This is a genomic window from Bradyrhizobium sp. SZCCHNR1098, from assembly GCF_032489375.1.
Taxonomy (GTDB): Bacteria; Pseudomonadota; Alphaproteobacteria; order Rhizobiales; family Xanthobacteraceae; genus Bradyrhizobium.
The window spans coordinates 20,873-39,067 of sequence record NZ_JAUEXY010000006.1 but is presented as its reverse complement, the minus strand read 5'-3'; the positions used below and the strand labels follow the sequence as shown (position 1 = coordinate 39,067).

Annotated in this window: 13 protein-coding genes; 5 read left to right on the top strand and 8 right to left on the bottom strand. The window is 64.9% G+C overall.

Going from position 1 to position 18,195, the window contains the following annotated elements:
• The first annotated feature begins 122 nt into the window (after window positions 1–122).
• Window positions 123–2,414, top strand: a complete 2,292-nt coding sequence (locus QX135_RS14775; RefSeq protein WP_316181445.1) for a polysaccharide biosynthesis tyrosine autokinase — start codon at window positions 123–125, stop codon at window positions 2,412–2,414.
• Window positions 2,415–2,466: 52 nt separating this feature from the next.
• Here the strand turns inward: QX135_RS14775 and QX135_RS14770 are convergent, their stop codons facing one another.
• From QX135_RS14770 to QX135_RS14760, 3 genes are all read right to left on the bottom strand, one after another.
• On the bottom strand, window positions 2,467–2,727 hold the full coding sequence (locus tag QX135_RS14770; RefSeq protein WP_316161846.1) for a hypothetical protein: 261 nt from the start codon (window positions 2,725–2,727) through the stop codon (window positions 2,467–2,469).
• Between the two features lie 119 nt (window positions 2,728–2,846).
• Window positions 2,847–3,881 carry an OpgC domain-containing protein gene (gene opgC / locus QX135_RS14765; RefSeq protein ID WP_315739497.1) on the bottom strand — a complete coding sequence of 345 codons (1,035 nt, stop codon included), beginning with the start codon at window positions 3,879–3,881 and terminating at the stop codon, window positions 2,847–2,849.
• 168 nt (window positions 3,882–4,049) lie between these two features.
• Window positions 4,050–5,159: a WecB/TagA/CpsF family glycosyltransferase gene (locus QX135_RS14760; protein WP_315739495.1), complete on the bottom strand. Its 1,110-nt coding sequence runs from the start codon at window positions 5,157–5,159 to the stop codon at window positions 4,050–4,052.
• Window positions 5,160–5,556: 397 nt separating this feature from the next.
• Here QX135_RS14760 and QX135_RS14755 point away from each other — a divergent pair, with 397 nt between their 5' ends.
• Complete coding sequence (locus QX135_RS14755; RefSeq protein WP_315772812.1) at window positions 5,557–6,951, top strand: O-antigen ligase family protein; 1,395 nt, start codon at window positions 5,557–5,559, stop codon at window positions 6,949–6,951.
• A gap of 41 nt (window positions 6,952–6,992) precedes the next feature.
• On the opposite strand, the gene QX135_RS14750 is transcribed toward QX135_RS14755, so the two are convergent.
• Window positions 6,993–9,044 (bottom strand): glycosyl hydrolase family 28-related protein, encoded by a 2,052-nt coding sequence (locus QX135_RS14750; RefSeq protein WP_316181444.1) that lies wholly within the window; start codon window positions 9,042–9,044, stop codon window positions 6,993–6,995.
• 183 nt (window positions 9,045–9,227) lie between these two features.
• On the opposite strand from QX135_RS14750, the gene QX135_RS14745 reads away from it, so the two are divergent.
• From QX135_RS14745 to QX135_RS14735, 3 genes are all read left to right on the top strand, one after another.
• Window positions 9,228–10,178, top strand: coding sequence for a glycosyltransferase (locus tag QX135_RS14745; protein WP_316181442.1), 951 nt, complete (start codon window positions 9,228–9,230; stop codon window positions 10,176–10,178).
• Between the two features lie 77 nt (window positions 10,179–10,255).
• Window positions 10,256–11,527 (top strand): acyltransferase, encoded by a 1,272-nt coding sequence (locus QX135_RS14740; RefSeq protein WP_316234130.1) that lies wholly within the window; start codon window positions 10,256–10,258, stop codon window positions 11,525–11,527.
• A 270-nt stretch (window positions 11,528–11,797) separates the two neighbouring features.
• Window positions 11,798–12,574: an SDR family NAD(P)-dependent oxidoreductase gene (locus tag QX135_RS14735; RefSeq protein WP_315739490.1), complete on the top strand. Its 777-nt coding sequence runs from the start codon at window positions 11,798–11,800 to the stop codon at window positions 12,572–12,574.
• Window positions 12,575–12,616: 42 nt separating this feature from the next.
• Here QX135_RS14735 and asnB read toward each other — a convergent pair whose 3' ends face one another.
• The 4 genes from asnB to QX135_RS14715 all read right to left on the bottom strand — a co-directional run bounded on the left by asnB (window position 12,617) and on the right by QX135_RS14715 (window position 18,102).
• Window positions 12,617–14,557: an asparagine synthase (glutamine-hydrolyzing) gene (asnB, locus tag QX135_RS14730; protein WP_316181438.1), complete on the bottom strand. Its 1,941-nt coding sequence runs from the start codon at window positions 14,555–14,557 to the stop codon at window positions 12,617–12,619.
• A 124-nt stretch (window positions 14,558–14,681) separates the two neighbouring features.
• Window positions 14,682–15,713, bottom strand: coding sequence for an NAD(P)-dependent oxidoreductase (locus QX135_RS14725; RefSeq protein ID WP_316181437.1), 1,032 nt, complete (start codon window positions 15,711–15,713; stop codon window positions 14,682–14,684).
• Window positions 15,710–16,768, bottom strand: coding sequence for a Gfo/Idh/MocA family oxidoreductase (locus tag QX135_RS14720; RefSeq protein ID WP_316181435.1), 1,059 nt, complete (start codon window positions 16,766–16,768; stop codon window positions 15,710–15,712). The genes QX135_RS14725 and QX135_RS14720 overlap by 4 nt, the downstream gene beginning before the upstream one ends.
• Window positions 16,768–18,102, bottom strand: a complete 1,335-nt coding sequence (locus QX135_RS14715; protein ID WP_316181570.1) for a glycosyltransferase family 4 protein — start codon at window positions 18,100–18,102, stop codon at window positions 16,768–16,770. The genes QX135_RS14720 and QX135_RS14715 overlap by 1 nt, the downstream gene beginning before the upstream one ends.
• Window positions 18,103–18,195: the final 93 nt, after the last annotated feature.

Below are 18,195 nucleotides of genomic sequence, written 5' to 3'. Positions count from 1 at the left end.
CGACGTCCGAAGCGCAACTGAAAAGCCTCACAAAAATGCTGCACAATCCTAACGCGAGCACGGTTGCCTCCCCCTCTCCACAGGAGCAAGGTTGGGAACGTAGCGGACCCGGACCGTTCGACATGGCGCTGGGATTCCTGCGCCGGCACTATCTGGTGATCGCGATCACCACCGTGCTTTCGCTCGTGGCCAGCTTCGCCCTGCTGAAAATCCTACCGCCCACCTATTCGGCGGACGTCAAGATCATGCTCGGCACCTCGAAAGCCGCAGTTGTGCAGCCGCAACCGCCGGTTCAGGACGAGCCGCCGCTCGATATGGAATCGCAGATCGAGATCCTTAAATCGAAGTCGATCGCGACAGCGGTCATCGACAAGCTCAACCTGGCGGACGATCCCGACTTCAACGGCAAAGCCAGCCCGCTGCATGGTGCGGTTGATGCGGTTCGCCGCCTCGTGAGTTCGGCGCCGCAGCCGAACGGGCCCTCGATGGACGATCTCCTCGACGAATTCCAGCGCAGGATGAACGCCTTCAGAATTGGCACGAGCACGGTCGTCGAGGTCGATTTCAGCGCCAGCGACCCCAATCGGGCGGCGATGATCGCCAACGCCATCGTCAAGGAGTATTTCGATCAGCAGTTGAAGGCGGAGGCGAACGAGCACCGCACAATCACCGCCTGGCTTCACGACCGCCTGCAGGATCTCGGCAACGACGCGACCGCCGCCGAACGCTCCGTGAACGAGCTGAAAAGCCGGTACAACATCGTCTCGGCCGACGGCAGGTTCATGGACCAGCAACAGGTCACCGAGCTCACCAACCGTCTGGTGGCGGTGCGCACGCGTACCGCCTCGCTGATGACCCGGCTCAATCGGTTCGACGACATGCTCGCGACGAGCAATGCCGATATGACGATCGACCGCGTAGCCGCGGTCTCCGACTTCTCCCCGGCAGAGCTCAGCGGCAACGTCAATCCGCCCGACGGTCTCTCCTTGAGCAATTCGAACAGCACGCTCATCATCAACAGCTTGCGTCAGCAATATCTCGATAGCGCCAAGCGCGAGTACGAGTATTCCGCCAAATATGGCAAGGATCATATCGCGGTCGTCAATATCCGCGCGACGATGAAGAGCATCCGCCAGGCCATCGTCGACGAGGTGCGGCGCCTTGCCGACGTCGCCAAGCACGATTACGAGGAGTCCAAGCAGCAGCAGCAGGAGATCGAGAAGCAGCTGGCGCAGGCCGTTGTCCGGTCGCAGGATACCAGGGCGGCCGAGCTCAGCCTCCGCGAGCTGGAGACCAGCGCCAAGAGCTATCGTTCCCTCTACGACACCTTCCTTCAGCGCTACATGGGCTCAGTCCAGCAGGGCTCCTTCCCGATTGCGAAGGCGCGGGTGATCTCAACGGCCACGCCGCCGAAGAAGAAGATCAAGCCGAAGTCCATCGTGCTGATGGCGATCGGCCTGTTCGGCGGCCTGGCGCTCGGCGGCGGCCTGGGCCTGCTCGCAGAGGTCAAGGACCGCAGCTTTCGGACGACCGACCAGGTCGAGGATCGCCTGCGCCTGCCCTGCCTCTCAGTCGTCCCTCTGCTCAAACGAGGCGAAGTCGACAGGTTCACCAAGAAGGCGACGGTCAACGCCGTTGCCAAGGCCGACCCCGACAAGGCCGAACCCGACAGCAGCCAGCGCATGGTCTCGAGAGGCTCCGGGACCTGTTGGGCCGCATCCGCCATGCCCACCTCGCGCTTTGCCGAATCCATCCGCTCGTTGAAAGTCGCCATCGACCAGGATCCGAGCCGGACGTCGCGGAAGGTCTTCGGACTGACGTCCGCCCTGCCCAACGAAGGCAAGTCGATCATCGCCGCGTCGCTGGCTCAGCTCATCGCAAATTCAGGCAAGCGGGTGATCGTGGTCGATTGCGACCTCAGGAATCCGTCGCTTTCCGCCATGCTGGCCCCCGATGCCGGCACCGGGATCGCCGACATCGTCCTGGGAGGATGCCAGCTCGCAGACGCAGTCTGGACCGACCCGGTGACGCGCCTGGACTTTCTGCCGGGAACGGGCGCCGCACAGCGCGACACCAGCGATATCCTCGGCAACGAGCAGATGCGCAAGCTGTTCGAGCAGCTGCGGGCATCCTATGACTACGTCATCGTCGATCTTCCGCCGCTCGCGCCCGTTGTCGACGCGCGCGCCATCTCCGCGCTGCTCGACAGCTTCGTCCTCGTCGTGGAATGGGGACGCACGCCGGCCGAGGTGGTCGAGCACGCGCTGAACACAGCTCCCAACGTCTACGATGCCCTGTTCGGCGTCGTGCTCAACAAGACGAACATGAAGGCGCTGAAGCGCTACGCCAATCACTTCGGCGACTACTACAACCATAAATATTACGCTCGTTACGGGAGCGTGATGGCCGAGTAGGTCTGTCAGCGCGCGCCATCGAATGAGCCGGTGACAGAGAAGAGATCGGCCGTCAGCGCTGGTGCTCGGGGCGAATGGAGGGATGGGCGATGCCGGCACGCTCCAGAGCGCTGCGGACATAGACGCCTGAGAGATAGCCCACCTGGACTGCAATCAGACCGGCGCCGGCATACAGCGCGGCCGACAGCCCGCTGATGATCGAAGCCGCGATAGACTCCATGAAGACGATCGCGGCGAGCGCCAGCAGCGTGCGAACCGTGAACATCGTCCCGGCAACGACCCCGGCTGCAAAATGAAGCGCTATCACCCACATCAGTTCATGCCTCCTCGGGCGTCTCGAGAGGCTAGCGGCCAATGGTTAGCGATGAGCTAAGCCGCCCGGGAGGATTCGAGCAAGCGCACCGGAGCAACACTTCCAGGCGAAAGACGCCGCTACGGCCCGCTGAGCGGGTGCAGCACTGTCTGGCGGTTCTGCCAGCGTGCCCGGTAGAGCCAAAGCACCGCGGTCACCAGGACCACATCGAACAGGCCCATCATTGTCTGGCCGTAGACCTGCGGGTGAACGCCCCCCAGGAGGAGCGCGAGTTTGACCGCTTGCCGCACCACCTCCGACCCCAGGAACGCGATCAGCGAGTTCTGGCCGACGTTGAGGATGAGCGCGACCGCCGGCGATCGCCGGGTGCGCGCGAACACCGCCCACAACAGCGCCAACAGCAGCGGCAATGTCCAAAGCAGGTTGAGGAGCTTGTCGAACCGATAGGGGTATTTTTCGCCGTTGCTGGGAAAGCCGAGTCCGTAGTCGAGCAGCAGCCCGAAGATGAAGATCCCCGCCAGCGCCGTGTAGAACGCGGGTCCGATCAAGCGGTTGGACCGATGGAGATCTCCGAGCCAGATGCCAATCATGAAGAACATCTGCGCCTGGAGCGAGAACAGCAACAGAATGACGGCTGGATTCTCGAACTCGGTTGCCGTGGTCGTATTGCTGAACCAGGTGCAGGCCACGAAGATCGCAGCCGACAACGCGAGCACCAGGAGCCTGCGGCGCTTGAACACCAGCAGGATCAACGGAAGCAGCAGGAACATCAACCCGTAGAATTTGAGGATCGTGATGCAGGTCGGCTCGGACTGGAACGTCAGAACGTCGAAAATCGCCTGCCCCACCGGCTCTCGCTTCTTCCCCAGGACAGCCATGCCCATCGCGACCGGCACCGAGATGACGAAATAGGCGGCGAGCACCTTCAACCCGCGGACAACGAGCTCTCCGTGTCTCTCCTTGTGCAGATAGACGTACCCGACCATGAACCCCGAGATCACGACGAACAGTTCGGCGAAGGGGTTGAATTTCGTGAACAGATCGACGGAGTCCGGAAAGACGTTGGCTGTGTGATGATAGAATACGAACAGCATCGCGCAGCTTCGATAGAAGTCGATCAGAAGCTCGCGTCCTTTTGGACTTGCAGCGCTCAACGCTCAATCTCCGAACACGAGTCACTCCATGGGCGGCGATCAGCCGAGGGGCGCTGGTCGGACTCACGGCTCAGGCAATCCTTCGCAACGCCGGCGAGCGCCGCGGCGGCGATCATCGAACCACCGATTGCGGGAGCTGTGATGCGATCGGTGACGAGCCTCCCCCTGTCATTGCCGGTCCAGTCCGCCGAAGCGGAAGATGCGGGCCATCAGCGGCGAAACGCCCACGAACGTCGCTATGCAGCCATGGGCTTCCAGTTGCTTCCTCAGCATCAGCAGCAATCCAAGGAAGCGCGCATCGATGGCGCAGACGTTCGAGAAATCGAGCGTGACCGGCTTGCGGGACGCAGCAGCGGCACGGAAAACCGGGATGGCCCTGTCCACGTGGCGCGCATCGGCGGGCCCCGACAGGCTGAGCGTGACCGCTCGCGCTCCATAGTCCTGCGTGATGGTCAGCGCCTCACCCCGCTCATGCGTGCGCCGCATCCACCAGGTCCAGACCACGAACGGCAGCACGTGGGTGAGCATGAGGCCGAGCATCGCCGTCCCATCGTTCCAGTAGCGACGCCAGAGATAGGGCTCCTCCTTGATGCGCCACAGCCATTCGAAGCCTGATCGACGCAGGATTGCAGGTGCACGCTTCACCGTCCCGGCCTGGAAGTTGAGCGCGGCACCGAGGTGGGCGCGGACCGGAATCTCGAGACGCTCATGATTGCGCTGCAACCATGATTGTCCCTTCACGCTGCTCAGAGAGGCAACCAGGAAGTCGGCCCCACTGGCATTGATCTCGTCGATGATGTGATCCCGGCTCAACTCCTCGGCCGACAAGTAGCCGGGGTTCGACCAGCCGACGCATTGCAATCCCGCCGACTGGCCGTTCAGCGTCCGGGCGGCCCGTTCAGCGGCTCCCTCCGGGCCGCCGAAAAGAAAGAGCTTCAGCGCGTTCGCTGCTCCGGCCTCCGACTTCAGCGCGTCGAAGATGTCCGCGCCGGCCGTCCGGCTCTTGATCGGAATCCCAAGCAGCCGGGCGATCCAGACCACCGGCATGCCGTCCACCGTACAGAGATCGCTCAGGATCAGCGACTCCCTGAAGCTCCTGTTCGACTGGCTGGCGACCAGGAAGTTGAGATTGGGAGTCGAGATGAGAAGCCGCGTTCTGCGTCGGGCAGCGTCGCGGATGCGGCGCAGCACGCCGCGCATGCCGATGGCATCGACCGGTATCCCGAGGACGCAATAGACGTCGCGCGCGAGGTCGTCGGGAACTGCGGGGTCGGACATGGCTGCAGCATCGGCCTCCGGCCGACCGCGACCCGTCCCGGAGCGCCCTACGCGATAGAGGGCGGATCCCGGCTCCTGCAATTCATGCGTGGTCAGCATCAGCCGCTCTCCCTCAATCTGCCCCGCCGCACGAAGATGCCGGGTTGCGGACCCCGGCCGCACCTCCCTGACGGAGGCGGGTGACCAAAATATCACTATTTAATTTTAAATCACACGACGCATTTAATACGATTTATTTGTGAATACCAGAGCAGATTTGCGGCGCAGTCGCAGCAATGTCCCCCAGGCACACAACGAGGCGCTTTTATTTAATTGCATCTCTGGATAATATCGCTCGACAATATTCCTGGCGGCTGCCGGCCCGGCCGCCCCGTTCGAATGTCTGAGCCAGATTGTGATGCCGAGAATTTCAGCGACGACGTCGATGTCGGCCGGGCCGCGGGCCTCTGCGGGGACGTTCGACGTCTGCGCGCTGATACCGGTGCTGGCCTTCGCCTACTCGTCCCTCATTCAGCCGCTGATCTATTTCAGCTTCCCACCGTCGGCCGGGCTCCAGGGCCTCCTCGAGAGCCGGATTGAGAACCGGGTCTTCTGGCCGGTCCTCGCAGCCGTCGCCATCGTCGTTGCGATACAACGCCTGGCCCGCGGCGACCGGCTTGCCCTTCCGCCCAACATCATCGCTCTCTGCGCTTACTTCGGATTGGCAGGCGCCAGCATCGGATGGGCATTCAAACCCGAGTTCGCCTTCGTCCGCTTCCTCCAGGAAGCGATGGTTCTGACCGCCGTCGTGCTGCCCGCCTTGTTGTCGAACCCGAACGCCAACATCATGCGCGGAGTGTTCCTCTGCTTCGCGGTCGGCGTGATCCTCAACATACTGTTGCTTCCCGGCGGCTATGCGACCTACGCGCTATACGGCAACACGCTGGTCGACATCGGCTACCAGGGCTATTTCTCAGGAAAGAACCTGCTGGGCGAGTTTGCCGCCATTGCGTTCCTGCTCTCGGTTCACGAGTTGCTCTATCCCGGAACCCGCCGCGCGCTCGGGATCGTCGTTGCCGTCGCTGCCATCGTCCTGATCTTCTTCTCGAGCTCGAAGACCGCGCTCGGTCTCGCTCTGGTCGCTCCCGTCCTGGCCATCCTGACGCTCGCGATCGCGAGAACGCTGCGGCTTGCGCCGATTCTGATTCTCACCGCGATGATCCTTGGCTACTTCATGTTCGGCGAGCTCGCGGGCTTCACGACCGGCCGCATCGCCTATCTGCTGACGGGCGATTCCAGCTTCACCGGCCGGACGACCATATGGGCCTTTTCGGAGATGGAGATCGCGAAGAGGCCGCTCCTGGGATGGGGCTATCAGAGCTTCTGGCTGGTCGGGGCAGACGCACCGAGCATCACCGAGGCACCTGGCTGGGTGAAGGCCATGCCGAACTCCCACAACGGCTATTATGATGCGATGCTCGAGCTGGGCTATGTGGGTCTTGCCTTTCTCCTCGTCTTTCTGGCGGCCACCGTTCACGTCATCGGCCGCGTGGCGCGCTACGACTACAAGCGAGCGTGGATCCTGCTGTCCGTCGCCTTGTTCGTCATGTTGTATGATTTTCTCGAGACCTTGTGGCTGCGCGCTTTCGACGTGTCCTGGGTCGTGTTCGTGCTCGTCACGGTCGAGGCCGCGCGATACTGGCGGAGGTCGCAACAGAGCATGCCCGCCTCTCCTCAGCCGGTGAGCAGGCGACCGGCTCGTTGGAGCCGCACACGACCGGCATGGCGGCCGCGACTCGGTGTCCGCACCTGACGGAAACCCGTCGAAGCTTCACGCCAGCTCTCACGCCAGCTCTATTGCGTTGTTCCCGGCGTCGCCGCGAACGGCGTGCCCGCATCGAATCTCGCTTTGGCCGGCAACGTATGCAGCTTCGTATCGCCGGTCGGATCCACCCAGGGCCACGGATGATTGCCGAAAAAGCCCGGCTTGGCGCTCAGATACAGCGACGCCGGGAGCGGCTGCGCCGCGAGGCCGTCGGTCCAGACCACCTTGCTGGTGAGATAGTCGAAATTGCCACCGCGGATCACCGTGGCCAGCGTCTTCGGGTCTGGCGCCATGGTCCATCGCTCCGGATCGTAACCAAGCATCCAGACGTTGCCGACACCGCCCTGCCCCCAAACCGCCGTGCCGGCCTGCATCGAAGGATCGTCGTAGGTCCAACCGCTCATGCGTCCCGGCCGACCCAGCACGTTGCCGGCGAACGAATCCCACCACGAGCCATATGCGAGACCCACGGCTCGAATGCCTGAACGATCGACGAAGCGCTGGCGTTGCCCCGTGAGATGGTTGCGGAAAAAGGTCAGATAGATCGCGTTGCCATGGGTGTAGTCGCTGTCGGCATTGTGGGACAGATTGCCTTCGAACAGGACGTGATGGGCGCCGGCCATGTGCGATGCGTTGATGCCGACCTCGACCCAGCCGGGGTTGTCGAAATCGAACGAGTCGTCGACATAGTTATAGCCGACGACGCTGCCGGCGCCGGACGACCGGAACACCATGTTCTTGCAGACGTCGACGAGGATGTTGTTCTCGATCAGGACCTCCGAGGAGCCCGCTGCCAGGCTGATCGCGTATCCGGCGCCGCCCGGCTGCGGCCACGAGCCGGTATGAATGTAGGAATCGCGGAGCTCGACCCGGAACGAATTATTGATCGCCACGCCCTCGCCGAGCCACTGCGTCACCTCGACGGATCTGGCCCAGGAGTAAGCGGCGGCTTCGAACCGCAACGCGCCGTCCGCTCCACCTACGATGCTCAGATCTTCGACGCCCACATTGGCAACGTGGATGTCGCGATGATTGGCGGCGTGGCGACCGCTGTTCGGGTCTGTGCTGTAGGGCGTGAGCTGCGCCTGGTGATCCCTGCGATAGCTGATCGTGAGCGGCGAGGTGAATGTCACCGCGCTCCCGGTCACCGAGGCGATCTCCTTGATCTCGGCGGTCGCCCGGTCGGCGCGGGCGAACCACGACATCGGCTTCGGCAGCACACCGGGGGTCTGGTCAAAGGGACCTCCGGCATTCGCCCCGCCATTGTCATCGCCCGGCTGAACCGGATCGTGCATGTTCCAGGCGACGCGATCGCCTTGCCAGACCTTCGCTCCCGCCGGAAAACCGGCAGGCGTCGCCTGCCACGATGCGCCTGAGACTTCGTCGAGCAGGACGAAATCGCCCGGCTTCATATTCGCGGCGCTGGCGAGGGTGACGGTCGACGTTCCCTTATCGCCGTCGGCCAGCAGGTTCTGCGACGCGCTGCTGTCGGGGCCATTGTTCCAGCGCGAAGGTCCGACGATGATGACAGGCTTGGGATCATAACTGTACGAGCTCGGGTCGACCGGCGTGAGGATTCCCTTCGTGCCGGCAATCACGGCTGACGTTCGTGCGCGTGCGCCGTTGGTTTTCACCAGCCTGGTCGCACCTGCGCCCGCGCCGCGCAGCGTGACCGGGCGACTGATCAAGAGCGGCTCGTTGACGATGAACGTACCGGGGTTGAGCATCACCACCCGGCCGGCGGGCGCAGCGTTCAAGGCGGCCTGGATCGCGCCGCTGTCGTCTCTCCCGCTCGGAGACAGCGTGCGATAAATGATGGTGCGGCTCGGAATACCGCCGGCTGACATCAACCCCGGATTCCAGGCGGCCAGGCGCTCCGCCGGCAGGAGACTGCCGGCCAATGCCGGCCGGGTGGACGCGGCCGGCTCGGCGGCCTCGGCAGCTCCGCTGAGGATCAGAAGGGCAAGCGCTGCCGTGCAAAGCGCCCGGATGCCCACGGCATCGATCCGGCGCGACACCCGTGCAGACGACCGGGACGGAGCCTGAGTGCAACCGGGGATCACGAGGCGGACGCTATCCATGGGACATTCTCGCAGGACCGACCACACATTGAAAGGGCGCGCCGATCTAAAAACACCATGACTTTGACACGCGCCATGACATAATATTAAATCACGATTTAATTTATTGAAAAGCGACCGGTGACTCCCCTGCTCGCAGCAGGTTTGCATCGGTCCTTCCGTCTTCCGCAAGGGATTTGATTCGTGACGCCATCGCGCCGCTACCTGCTCGTCTCGCCCTGCCGGGATGAGGGCCAGTACCTCCGCCGGACTCTCGACAGCGTCGCTGCGCAATCGGTGCCGCCGGCGCTATGGATCGTGGTGGACGACGGATCGACCGACGACACCCCCGCCATTCTCGAGGAGTACGCCCAGCGCCTGCCCTATCTGCGCGTGATCCGCCGCGCCGATCGCGGCGGACGCAAGGTCGGTCCTGGCGTGATCGAGGCGTTCTATTCCGGCCTGGAGACGGTGCGGCTGGAGGATTTCGACTATCTCTGCAAGCTCGACATGGACCTCGATCTGCCCGAGCGCTACTTCGAGCTGCTGATGGAGCGAATGGAGAGCGATCCGCGGGTCGGGACCACCTCAGGCAAGCCGTGGTTCGTCCACCCGCAGACCGGCGCCCTGGAGCCTGAGGTCTGCGGCGACGAGATGTCGGTTGGGATGACCAAGTTCTACCGCGTCGCCTGCTTCCAGGAGATCGGCGGCTTCGTGCGCCAGGTCATGTGGGACGGTATCGACTGCCACCGCTGCCGCATGCTCGGCTGGATCGCCGAGAGCATCGATACCGAAGCACTGCGCTTCATCCATCTGCGGCCGCAGGGCGCCAGTCACAAGGGCATCTGGACTGGACGCCTGCGGAAGGGCTTCGGCCAGTACTTCATGGGAACGTCGCCGCTGTACCAGTTCGCGGTGGCGGTCTATCACCTGCCGGCCTATCCCGCCTTGATCGGCAGCGCAGCGATGCTGTGGGGCTATTTCCGGAGCTGGCTGGCGGGCCTGCCGCGCTACGACGATCTCGAGTTCCGGCGCTTCCTCCGCGCCTATCAGCACGCCTGCCTGCGCCTGGGCAAGCGCGCCGCGACGGCCCGGATCGATGCGGAGCGGGCTCAGCTCTGGCGGGCCAGCCACGCCGCAGCCGATACGCGATGACGCTCGGCGGACAGATCGCCGCGGTACTGACGCGAGAATTGCGAAGCTAGGTGTTTCTCCGACTCCATTTGGACAGCATGGCCAACATTCTCGAGTTCAGCCGCCTTCGTGATGCTTCCGCCGTGCCGCCGATGACGTCTGTCGACGGCGGTGCGGCCGCGCCGACAGCGTCACGCGGGAAGAACGCGCATGGCAGCGCATCCCTGCTCATTCCATCACTCGACGGCATCCGCGCGCTGTCGGTGCTGATCGTGGTCCTGGGCCATTCCGGACTTCAGGCCATGGTACCCGGCGGCTTCGGCGTGACCATCTTCTTCTTCCTGAGCGGCTTCCTGATCTCCACGCTCATGCTCGCCGAGCATGAGCGCACCGGCGCGCTCGACGTTCCCAGCTTCTATGCGCGGCGCGTGTTCCGGCTGATGCCGCCTTTGCTGCTGTCCTTGGCGATCGCTTACGGTCTCACCGCCGCGGGCCTGCTGGACGGCGGAATGACCGCCAAGGGGCTGGCGGCCCAGGTCCTGTATTTCGCCAACTACTACGGCCTGTTCTTCGATCCAGGCAATACGGTTCCCGACGGCACCGGCATTCTGTGGTCCCTGGCGGTCGAAGAGCACTTCTACATCGTCTATCCCCTGCTGATGACCCTGCTGCTCGGATCGGTGCTGCGGCCGCGCACCATCGGCGCGCTGCTCGGGCTCGTCTGTCTCGGCGTCCTCGCCTGGCGCATCCATCTGGTGCACGCCCCGGAATTCTTCTCCGACCGCACCTATTACGCCTCGGACACCCGCATCGACTCGATCGCCTATGGCTGCATTCTGGCGCTGGTCATGACCCCGGTGCGGCAGCGCTCTTCCTCAGGACGGATGTCGGTGGCTCAATGGGCACTGCTCGCCGGCGCCGCGGCGGCGCTGCTGGTCTCCCTGATCTACCGTGATCCGGTGTTCCGGGAGACCGCCCGCTACAGTCTTCAGGGACTGGCGCTGATGCCGCTGTTCTACTTCGCGGTCCGCTTCGCCGACGCGCCGCTGTTTCGTCATCTCAATCACGCCTGGGTGATGACGCTCGGCACCTATTCCTACGCGATCTATCTGATCCACAACGTCGTGATCCGAACGATCGACAAGAACTTGCCCGCCATCGCCGCCAAACCCTACATCCTGTTTCCGCTCGCGCTCCTGATCTCAGTCCTCTACGCGGCGGCCATCGAGCGCTTCATCGAGCCGTATTTCAGGCAGCTCCGGCACAAGTTCAGGCCGGTGCCTGCCGTAGGCCGAGCGCAGGATACGTCTGGCGCAGACTGGCCGCTTGGCGACCGTCTCGTCGAGAGTCCGACGACACGCGCATCCTGAGCGCTCGGCCCTCGTCAACGCTCACCGGCTGCTGCAGCCGGCACCAAAAGCGCGTACCGGGCCCGGGCGCCCTTATGAACCGATCGGTGCACCCACCCGAACAAATGCGGCAAATTGTGCAATTCAATTTATTTAATCGCGCATTTAATACTCGACCCGAGCCAACGAATACTTTCGGGGGACGGGTGGATGCGGATCGCGAGCGCAGTTGCACGACGAATTCGACGAAATACGCTCGGTCCCCTGCCGGACGATCCGGCGCTGAGACCGTTGAGGTCACCGCTCCAGATCGATCTGTCGGGCAAGGTCGCGCTGGTCACGGGAGCGGCCGGAGAACTCGGCCGTCCGATCGCCCGGACGCTGGCGGCCTGTGGTGCCAAGGTCGCCATCCACTATCTGACGGCACGCGCTGCTGCCGAACGACTATGCGATGAGCTGAACGAGCTTCAGCCGCAGCACGCGTGTACGATGTCGGGTGACGTTGCCGTGCTTGAAGATGTCCAGGCGATGCGCCGCATCGCCGAGAGCACGCTCGGCCCCGTCGACATCGTCGTGAACAATGCAGTGACATGGTTCGACGAACGTCCCGTCGTCGAGCAGACACCCGACCAGTTCGACAAGGTGTTTCGCTCCTCGGTCCTGCAGGCCTGGGCCACCGCGCGGGTGTTTTCCGGCCCCATGATCGAGCGAAAATGGGGACGCCTGATCTCTCTCGGCACGGAGATGACGAGCCTGGCTCTGCCCAACCGAGCGCCCTACACCGCAGCCAAATGCGCCACGGACGGCATGCTGCGGTCCCTGGCGCGGGAGCTCGGACCGCATGGCATCACGGTCAATCAGGTCGCCCCGGGCTGGGTCATCTCCGACAAGGACCGTCGTGACCGTGACGAGGTGCAGCCGCTCTACGAGCGGTCCGTGCCGCTCGGACGGCGCGGCTACGATCAGGACGTCGCCAACATGATCGCGTTTCTGGCCTCGGACCTCGCAGGCTTCGTGACCGGCGTTCGCGTGCCGGTGTGCGGCGGAAGCGTCATGCCGGAGGCCTGAGCACGCGCACCTCGATGGCGCCGGCTCTTCTGATGTCGGACGTCAGCGGAAGACGCGGTGACGGTGGCACCAGCGCACGAACACATAGATCGACCATACGCGCGACCAATAGATCCCCGGCGCGCCATCGAGGAAGGCGCGCCAGAGGCGCTCCACGGCCGTGGGGTCCAGCCCCACCGGCGCAACGGCCTGCGGGTCCCGCAGGGTCCGGTCCATTGCATCCTGCAGGCCGCGCCGGATCCAGCGATCGAGCGGCAGCACAAAGCCGCTCTTCGGCCGGTCGAACAGCGACGGATCGAGGCCACGCAGGCCGATCCGCCTGAGCATCGCCTTGCTTCGCAGCGGCTGATAACGCGTCGCATCGGGCAGCCGGTCGACGCTTTCGAACAGCACCTGATCGACCAGCGGCACCCGCTGCTCCAGCGAGGCCGCCATGCTCGCCACGTCATTGTCGCGCAGCAGGCGCTCGCCCAGAAACAGGCGCTGCTCCATGACGCTGATCGCCGACAGCGGGGTGCGCGCGCGGGTCTCCGCGGTGATCTTCGCTCTCATCGCGGCCGGAAGCCCATCGCTCAGCGTATCGACGAGGTCCGGCGCGAGCAGCTCGCGCTGAAAACCGGGCAGGAACAGCGCATAGGCCATCTGGTAGAGCGCCAGAAGATCATCGCCGCGTCGAACCATCTCCGGGAGCTTGGCCCAGCGCGTCTGCGGCGCGACCGTCCCGCCCGAGGGTGACAGCATATTGGCAGCCAGCTTCGCCGCAGCAACCTTCAGGCCGGCCGGCACCCAGGCCGTACGCTTCGACCATTGCTGCAGGACCGGCAGGTCGCGAAACGACGTGTAGCCGCCGAACAGCTCGTCACCGCCGGTACCCGACAGCGCCACCGTGAAGCCTGCGCCGCGGATGGCATGCGACATGTAGTAGGAGTTCAGGCCGTCGAAGGTCGGCTGGTCCACGCTGTCGAGCGCCGCTTCGAGGTTGTCGACGAAGTGCTGCTCGGTCAGCACCACCTCGTGATGCTCGGTCCCGATCGCGGCGGCGATCTGCCGCGCGATCGGCCCCTCGTTCAGCTCCTGCTCCTCGAACGCCAGCGTGAAGGTGTGGATCCGGCTCTTGGCCGCACGCTGCGCCAGATTGGCCATGACCGAGGAATCGACGCCGCCCGAGAGAAACACCGCAAGCGGCACGTCGCTGGCGAGATGCAGCCTCAGCCCCTCCTCCAGGATCGCGGCAAGCTGATCCTCATCCATCGTCGGGTCCGAGGCGCGCTCGGGGATCGACCAGAAATCCTCGTCGCGGATGGTGTTGCCGACACCGTCGAACGCGGTGAGATGGCCGGGAGACAGCAGCTCGACCCCCTTGACCGCCGTGCCGGGGCCGACCACGAAGCCGTTCCAGACGCCGCTGGCGACGGCCTGCGGATCGAGCTGGGGCCTGCCCAGAAGACCGGACGCCAGGAGAGCGCGCAGCTCGGATGCGAAGGCCACCGACCAGCCCGTATCGGGCTTCGACGCGCGGGCGACATACAGCGGCTTGATGCCGAGGGGATCGCGCGCCAGCAGCAGCCGGCGCTCCTTCGGGTCCCAGCAGGCGAACGCAAACATGCCGCGCAACCAGGCCACCGCCTTTGGCCCATGCAGGCCGAGCGCGCGCAGCATCACCGCGGTATCGCCCGTCGAGCTGAACTGCTGGCCGTCGTTGACCAGACGCTGCCGCAGATCGGCGAAATTATAGATCTCGCCGTTGAAGACGATGACGTGCCCGGTGACCGGATCGATCATCGGCTGCACACCGGCGGGCGACAGATCGAGGATTGCGAGCCGGCGGTGCGCCAGCAGCGCGCCCCAGCCACGCTCGTCCGCGGCCGAGGCCCAAATTCCCCCGGCATCCGGACCGCGATGGAGCATGGCGTCGTTCATCCGCTGCAGCGCTGCGCGGTTGTCGTCGTCCACCCGTCCGATGATCCCAGCGATGCCACACATCAGAACAATCCGCTTGAGACGCGCGACGTCAAAATGGCGGACGACACGGAAACGGCCTCGCGCGCGAGATCGAGCACGACCAAAAGCCCTCTCCATCTCAGGCGCCGTTGGACCATCGCGGCCCTCAAATGGAAGCAGCCGTTCCAGACGACCAGGACGCCGGCGCTGCCGCCGAAACCGGCAACGGACCGTAGGTCCGCGCCAGACATTGTTCGTAGTCGAGCGGCGGCGTCCAGCCGAGCGTATCCCTCAGCTTGCGATTGTCGAAGCGCAGCGGCTTGAGCATCGCGTCGAATTTCTTGGGCGTCAGGATCGCCGGCACTTTGGTCGCCCGCCTGAACACGGTCGCGAACGCCAGCCGTACGACGGCGCTGGCCAGCCAATGCGGGATGGGCAACCGCAAGCCACGCTCGCCGGTGCCGCGCATGTAGTCCGACAGATAAGTCCAGACCCGCTCGCCGGGACCATCGACGACGTTCAGCGTCTGGCCGATGGCCCGCGGATCCGTGGCCGCCAGCGCGAAGACATCGGCGCAGTTCTCGACGTGGGTCATGGGGATGCGGGTCAGCGGCCCGATCACGACGTGGTGGCGCCCGATCTGCTGGCCGAGCGCCGCAAGATAGCCGTGACCGCGTCCCCAGATGAAGCCGGGACGCAGGATGGTGAGGTCCCAGCCGTGCTTCTCGACATAACGGCGTGTCACCCGCTCCTGCCACCATTTGGCGACGGTGTAGCCGCCGCGGGTGTAGACATCAGGTGTCTGCTGGAGCGGTGCGCTTTCGTCGAGGATATCGCGCGTCGCCGTGTAGTCGTAGACCGAGAAGCTGCTGCACAGCACGAGCCGGCGGCAGGCGCTGCCCGCCATCGCCTCGAGCAGCCGCTCGGTGCCGCCTACCGTGCCGGCGAATTGCGCATCCTCGCCGCCGGCGACCACGGCCGCCAGATGGATCAGCACATCCACATTCTCGAACGCGCGAACAAGGTCGCGCGAGGTGCGCAGGTCGGCCCTGACGATGTCGACCGACGACGGCCAGCCCAGCGCGTCAACGCGCGTCGCCGGACGCACCATGGCGCGAACCTCGATGCCGCGGGCCAGCAGCGCATCGACGACATGCCGGCCGAGAAACCCGTTGGCGCCCGTGACCAGGGCTTTCATATCGCCAGCTTCCTCATGTCCGCCTGCTCCGTCGGCTTCATCGCTTCGACCATCCGATTGACCGCGAGGACGTCCTCCATCGTGATCGGCAAGGATGCTCCCGAGCCAAGCGCCTGATAGGTGCGAGCGAGGCACTCCCACAGCCCCTCATAGGCCCCTGGACCCTTGAACTTGCGCAGCAGGGTCGACAGCGCGGCACGACGGATGTCGCGGCCCTCCTCCAGTCCGCTGAAGAACGGGCGCAGCGGCTTCGGCACGTTGCGGGGGCCGTCGAACGTCAGCCGCGTCTCGAACAGATTGGCGGTCGCCTGCATCCGCTCGCCATAGACCCGCAGCCAGAACGCGTCGGGCTGAGCGCTCGCGCTGAAGCCGAGCGTTGCCGTGCCGCGCTCGGCCTCGACCACGCAGCGAAACTCGTCGAACGGCAGCGGCGACGGCTTGCGCTTGCTCCAGACGGTATGCGCGTTGCGATGCGGGCCGACGAATGCATGTGACAGCGAGGCGAGATGCGGCAGGAAGTCGGCGATCGCACCGCCCGCAAGGCTGAGCGCCGGATGCGGCGAGTTCGGATCGGCAAAACCGTCGGGACCGAGGATGTCGAGGCATATCTGCACGTCGACATGGGTGACGGCGCCGAACTCGCCGGTCTCGATGCGACGCAGGATCTCCTGCGGTGCCCGGTTGAAGACGTAGTTGTAGTCCTCGACGACATGGCGGCCGGTTTGCTTGGCGCGCAACGTCAGGGTCTGCAGCTCGTCGAAGGTCGAGGTCGCGGGCTTCTCCACGATCACATGCGCGCCGGCCTCGAGCGCATCCATCGCCAGCCGGAAATGCGAGGTCGGCGGCGTCGTCACATGCACCACATCGGGCCGGACGGTCTGCAGCATCGCACGATGATCGGTGAACCAAGACGGGATGGCGTAACGCTCGGCTGCGGCCTCCGCCGTCGCCGGCGACAGATCACAGATGCCGGCCAGTTGAACGCCCGGCAAACTGTTGAGACAGGCCAGATGCTGGCGGGCGATCTGCCCTGCCCCGATGAGCGCGGCCTTCATCACGATCTTGTCTCCAGGATCTCGCAGTAGAAATCTTCAAGCGCCTGAGCCGCCGAGCTCCAGGCATACTTCTCGACCGCCACCTGCCGCGCCGCGCCGCCGATCCGCGCCGCGAGATCGGGCTCGGCCAGCAACCGATCGACCGCGCCCGCAAAGGCGTCGGGCTCGTCTGCGATGAGGATGTCGCGCCCGGGCATGGCCTCGATGCCCTCGGCACCCAGGCTGGTCGAGACGATCGCCTTGCCCATCGCCATGGCCTCGACGATCTTCAGCCGCGTGCCGCCACCGAGCCGCAGCGGGACGATCACCGCCGCGGCCGCGGCGAGGTGCGGCCGCAGGTCCGGCACGAAGCCGGTCAGCTCGATCCGCGGCCCGGCCAGCGCCGTCAATGCCGGCGGCGGCCGTCCGCCGATGATCTTGCAGCGCGCATCCGGGTGCCGGGCGGCGATACGAGGCCAGATGTCGTGTACGAAATGCGTGACCGCATCGATGTTCGGCACCGTCGACAGCAGGCCGAAATAGACCAGCGTCCGGCCGTCGGGCGCGGGGTCGGTGCTGCGCGGCTGATAGAAGTCGATATCGGCGGCGTTGGGAATGACCGCAGTGCGGGCGTTCGGAACGTCGTCATGCAGACGCTTCTCGTCGTCCGCGCTGCAGAGATAAACGCCATCGGCTTCGCGATAGGCCGCGATCTCCTCGCGGCGCAGCTTGCGCCAGTTCGCACCGGCGTAGAGCCGGCGGCCCAGACTCGCGCCCGTGGCGGCGAACTGCCGCGCCAGGTCATAGGCGATCTCATGCGAGTCCACGATCAGCCGCGGCCGCGGCGCGCCGGCCGGCGCCTGACGGAACAGGCAGTGGCCGAGATAGGGAAATTCGAGATTGACGATGTCGAACGGTGTCGTCCGCAGCACCCGATCCAGCGCCCGCTGCAGCTCCGGCAGGGCCACGCGCAGCCGATCGAAACTGCGCAACGAGACCAGCGAGCGCAGTTGCAGCAGCCGCTTCGCCAGACCGTCACGGCCGTAGGGGTTCGGCACCAGCACCACGTCGCGGCAATAGGCCTGCATGGCCCGCCGACACTCGTCGATGTCGAAGGCGTCATCGACCAGCATCACCGCCGTGAGGTCGTGGCGGCGCGCGAGCTGGGTCATCAGCCCGTGCATGCGCGCCTGTGCCCCGAACCGCGGCGGGCTCGCCGGCATGTGCGAGACGCTGAGGATGCTGAGCCGCCGTCGGTCGGCGAAACCGGCTGCGGACCATTCGGGTTCGCGCTGCGCCGACGGCGCAGGAGCCGCCTCCATCACATCCAAGTCCGGGTGGTTGTCGCTGGCCATGACCATTTAAAGGATTTAAATCACGGGTGTTTTATATGGGGTATTCAATGATTGCGATAGTTAATCGCGACGTGCGGTGCTGTCCGAGCCCCC

Coding starts and splice junctions, on each gene's coding strand:
- QX135_RS14775 (WP_316181445.1), top strand. CDS start 123: ATGGCGCTGGGATTCCTGCGCCGGCACTATCTGGTGATCGCGATCACC.
- QX135_RS14770 (WP_316161846.1), bottom strand. CDS start 2,727: ATGTGGGTGATAGCGCTTCATTTTGCAGCCGGGGTCGTTGCCGGGACG.
- QX135_RS14750 (WP_316181444.1), bottom strand. CDS start 9,044: ATGGATAGCGTCCGCCTCGTGATCCCCGGTTGCACTCAGGCTCCGTCC.
- QX135_RS14760 (WP_315739495.1), bottom strand. CDS start 5,159: ATGTCCGACCCCGCAGTTCCCGACGACCTCGCGCGCGACGTCTATTGC.
- QX135_RS14740 (WP_316234130.1), top strand. CDS start 10,256: ATGGCCAACATTCTCGAGTTCAGCCGCCTTCGTGATGCTTCCGCCGTG.
- QX135_RS14725 (WP_316181437.1), bottom strand. CDS start 15,713: ATGAAAGCCCTGGTCACGGGCGCCAACGGGTTTCTCGGCCGGCATGTC.
- QX135_RS14715 (WP_316181570.1), bottom strand. CDS start 18,102: ATGGCCAGCGACAACCACCCGGACTTGGATGTGATGGAGGCGGCTCCT.
- QX135_RS14755 (WP_315772812.1), top strand. CDS start 5,557: ATGCCGAGAATTTCAGCGACGACGTCGATGTCGGCCGGGCCGCGGGCC.
- QX135_RS14720 (WP_316181435.1), bottom strand. CDS start 16,768: ATGAAGGCCGCGCTCATCGGGGCAGGGCAGATCGCCCGCCAGCATCTG.
- asnB (WP_316181438.1), bottom strand. CDS start 14,557: ATGTGTGGCATCGCTGGGATCATCGGACGGGTGGACGACGACAACCGC.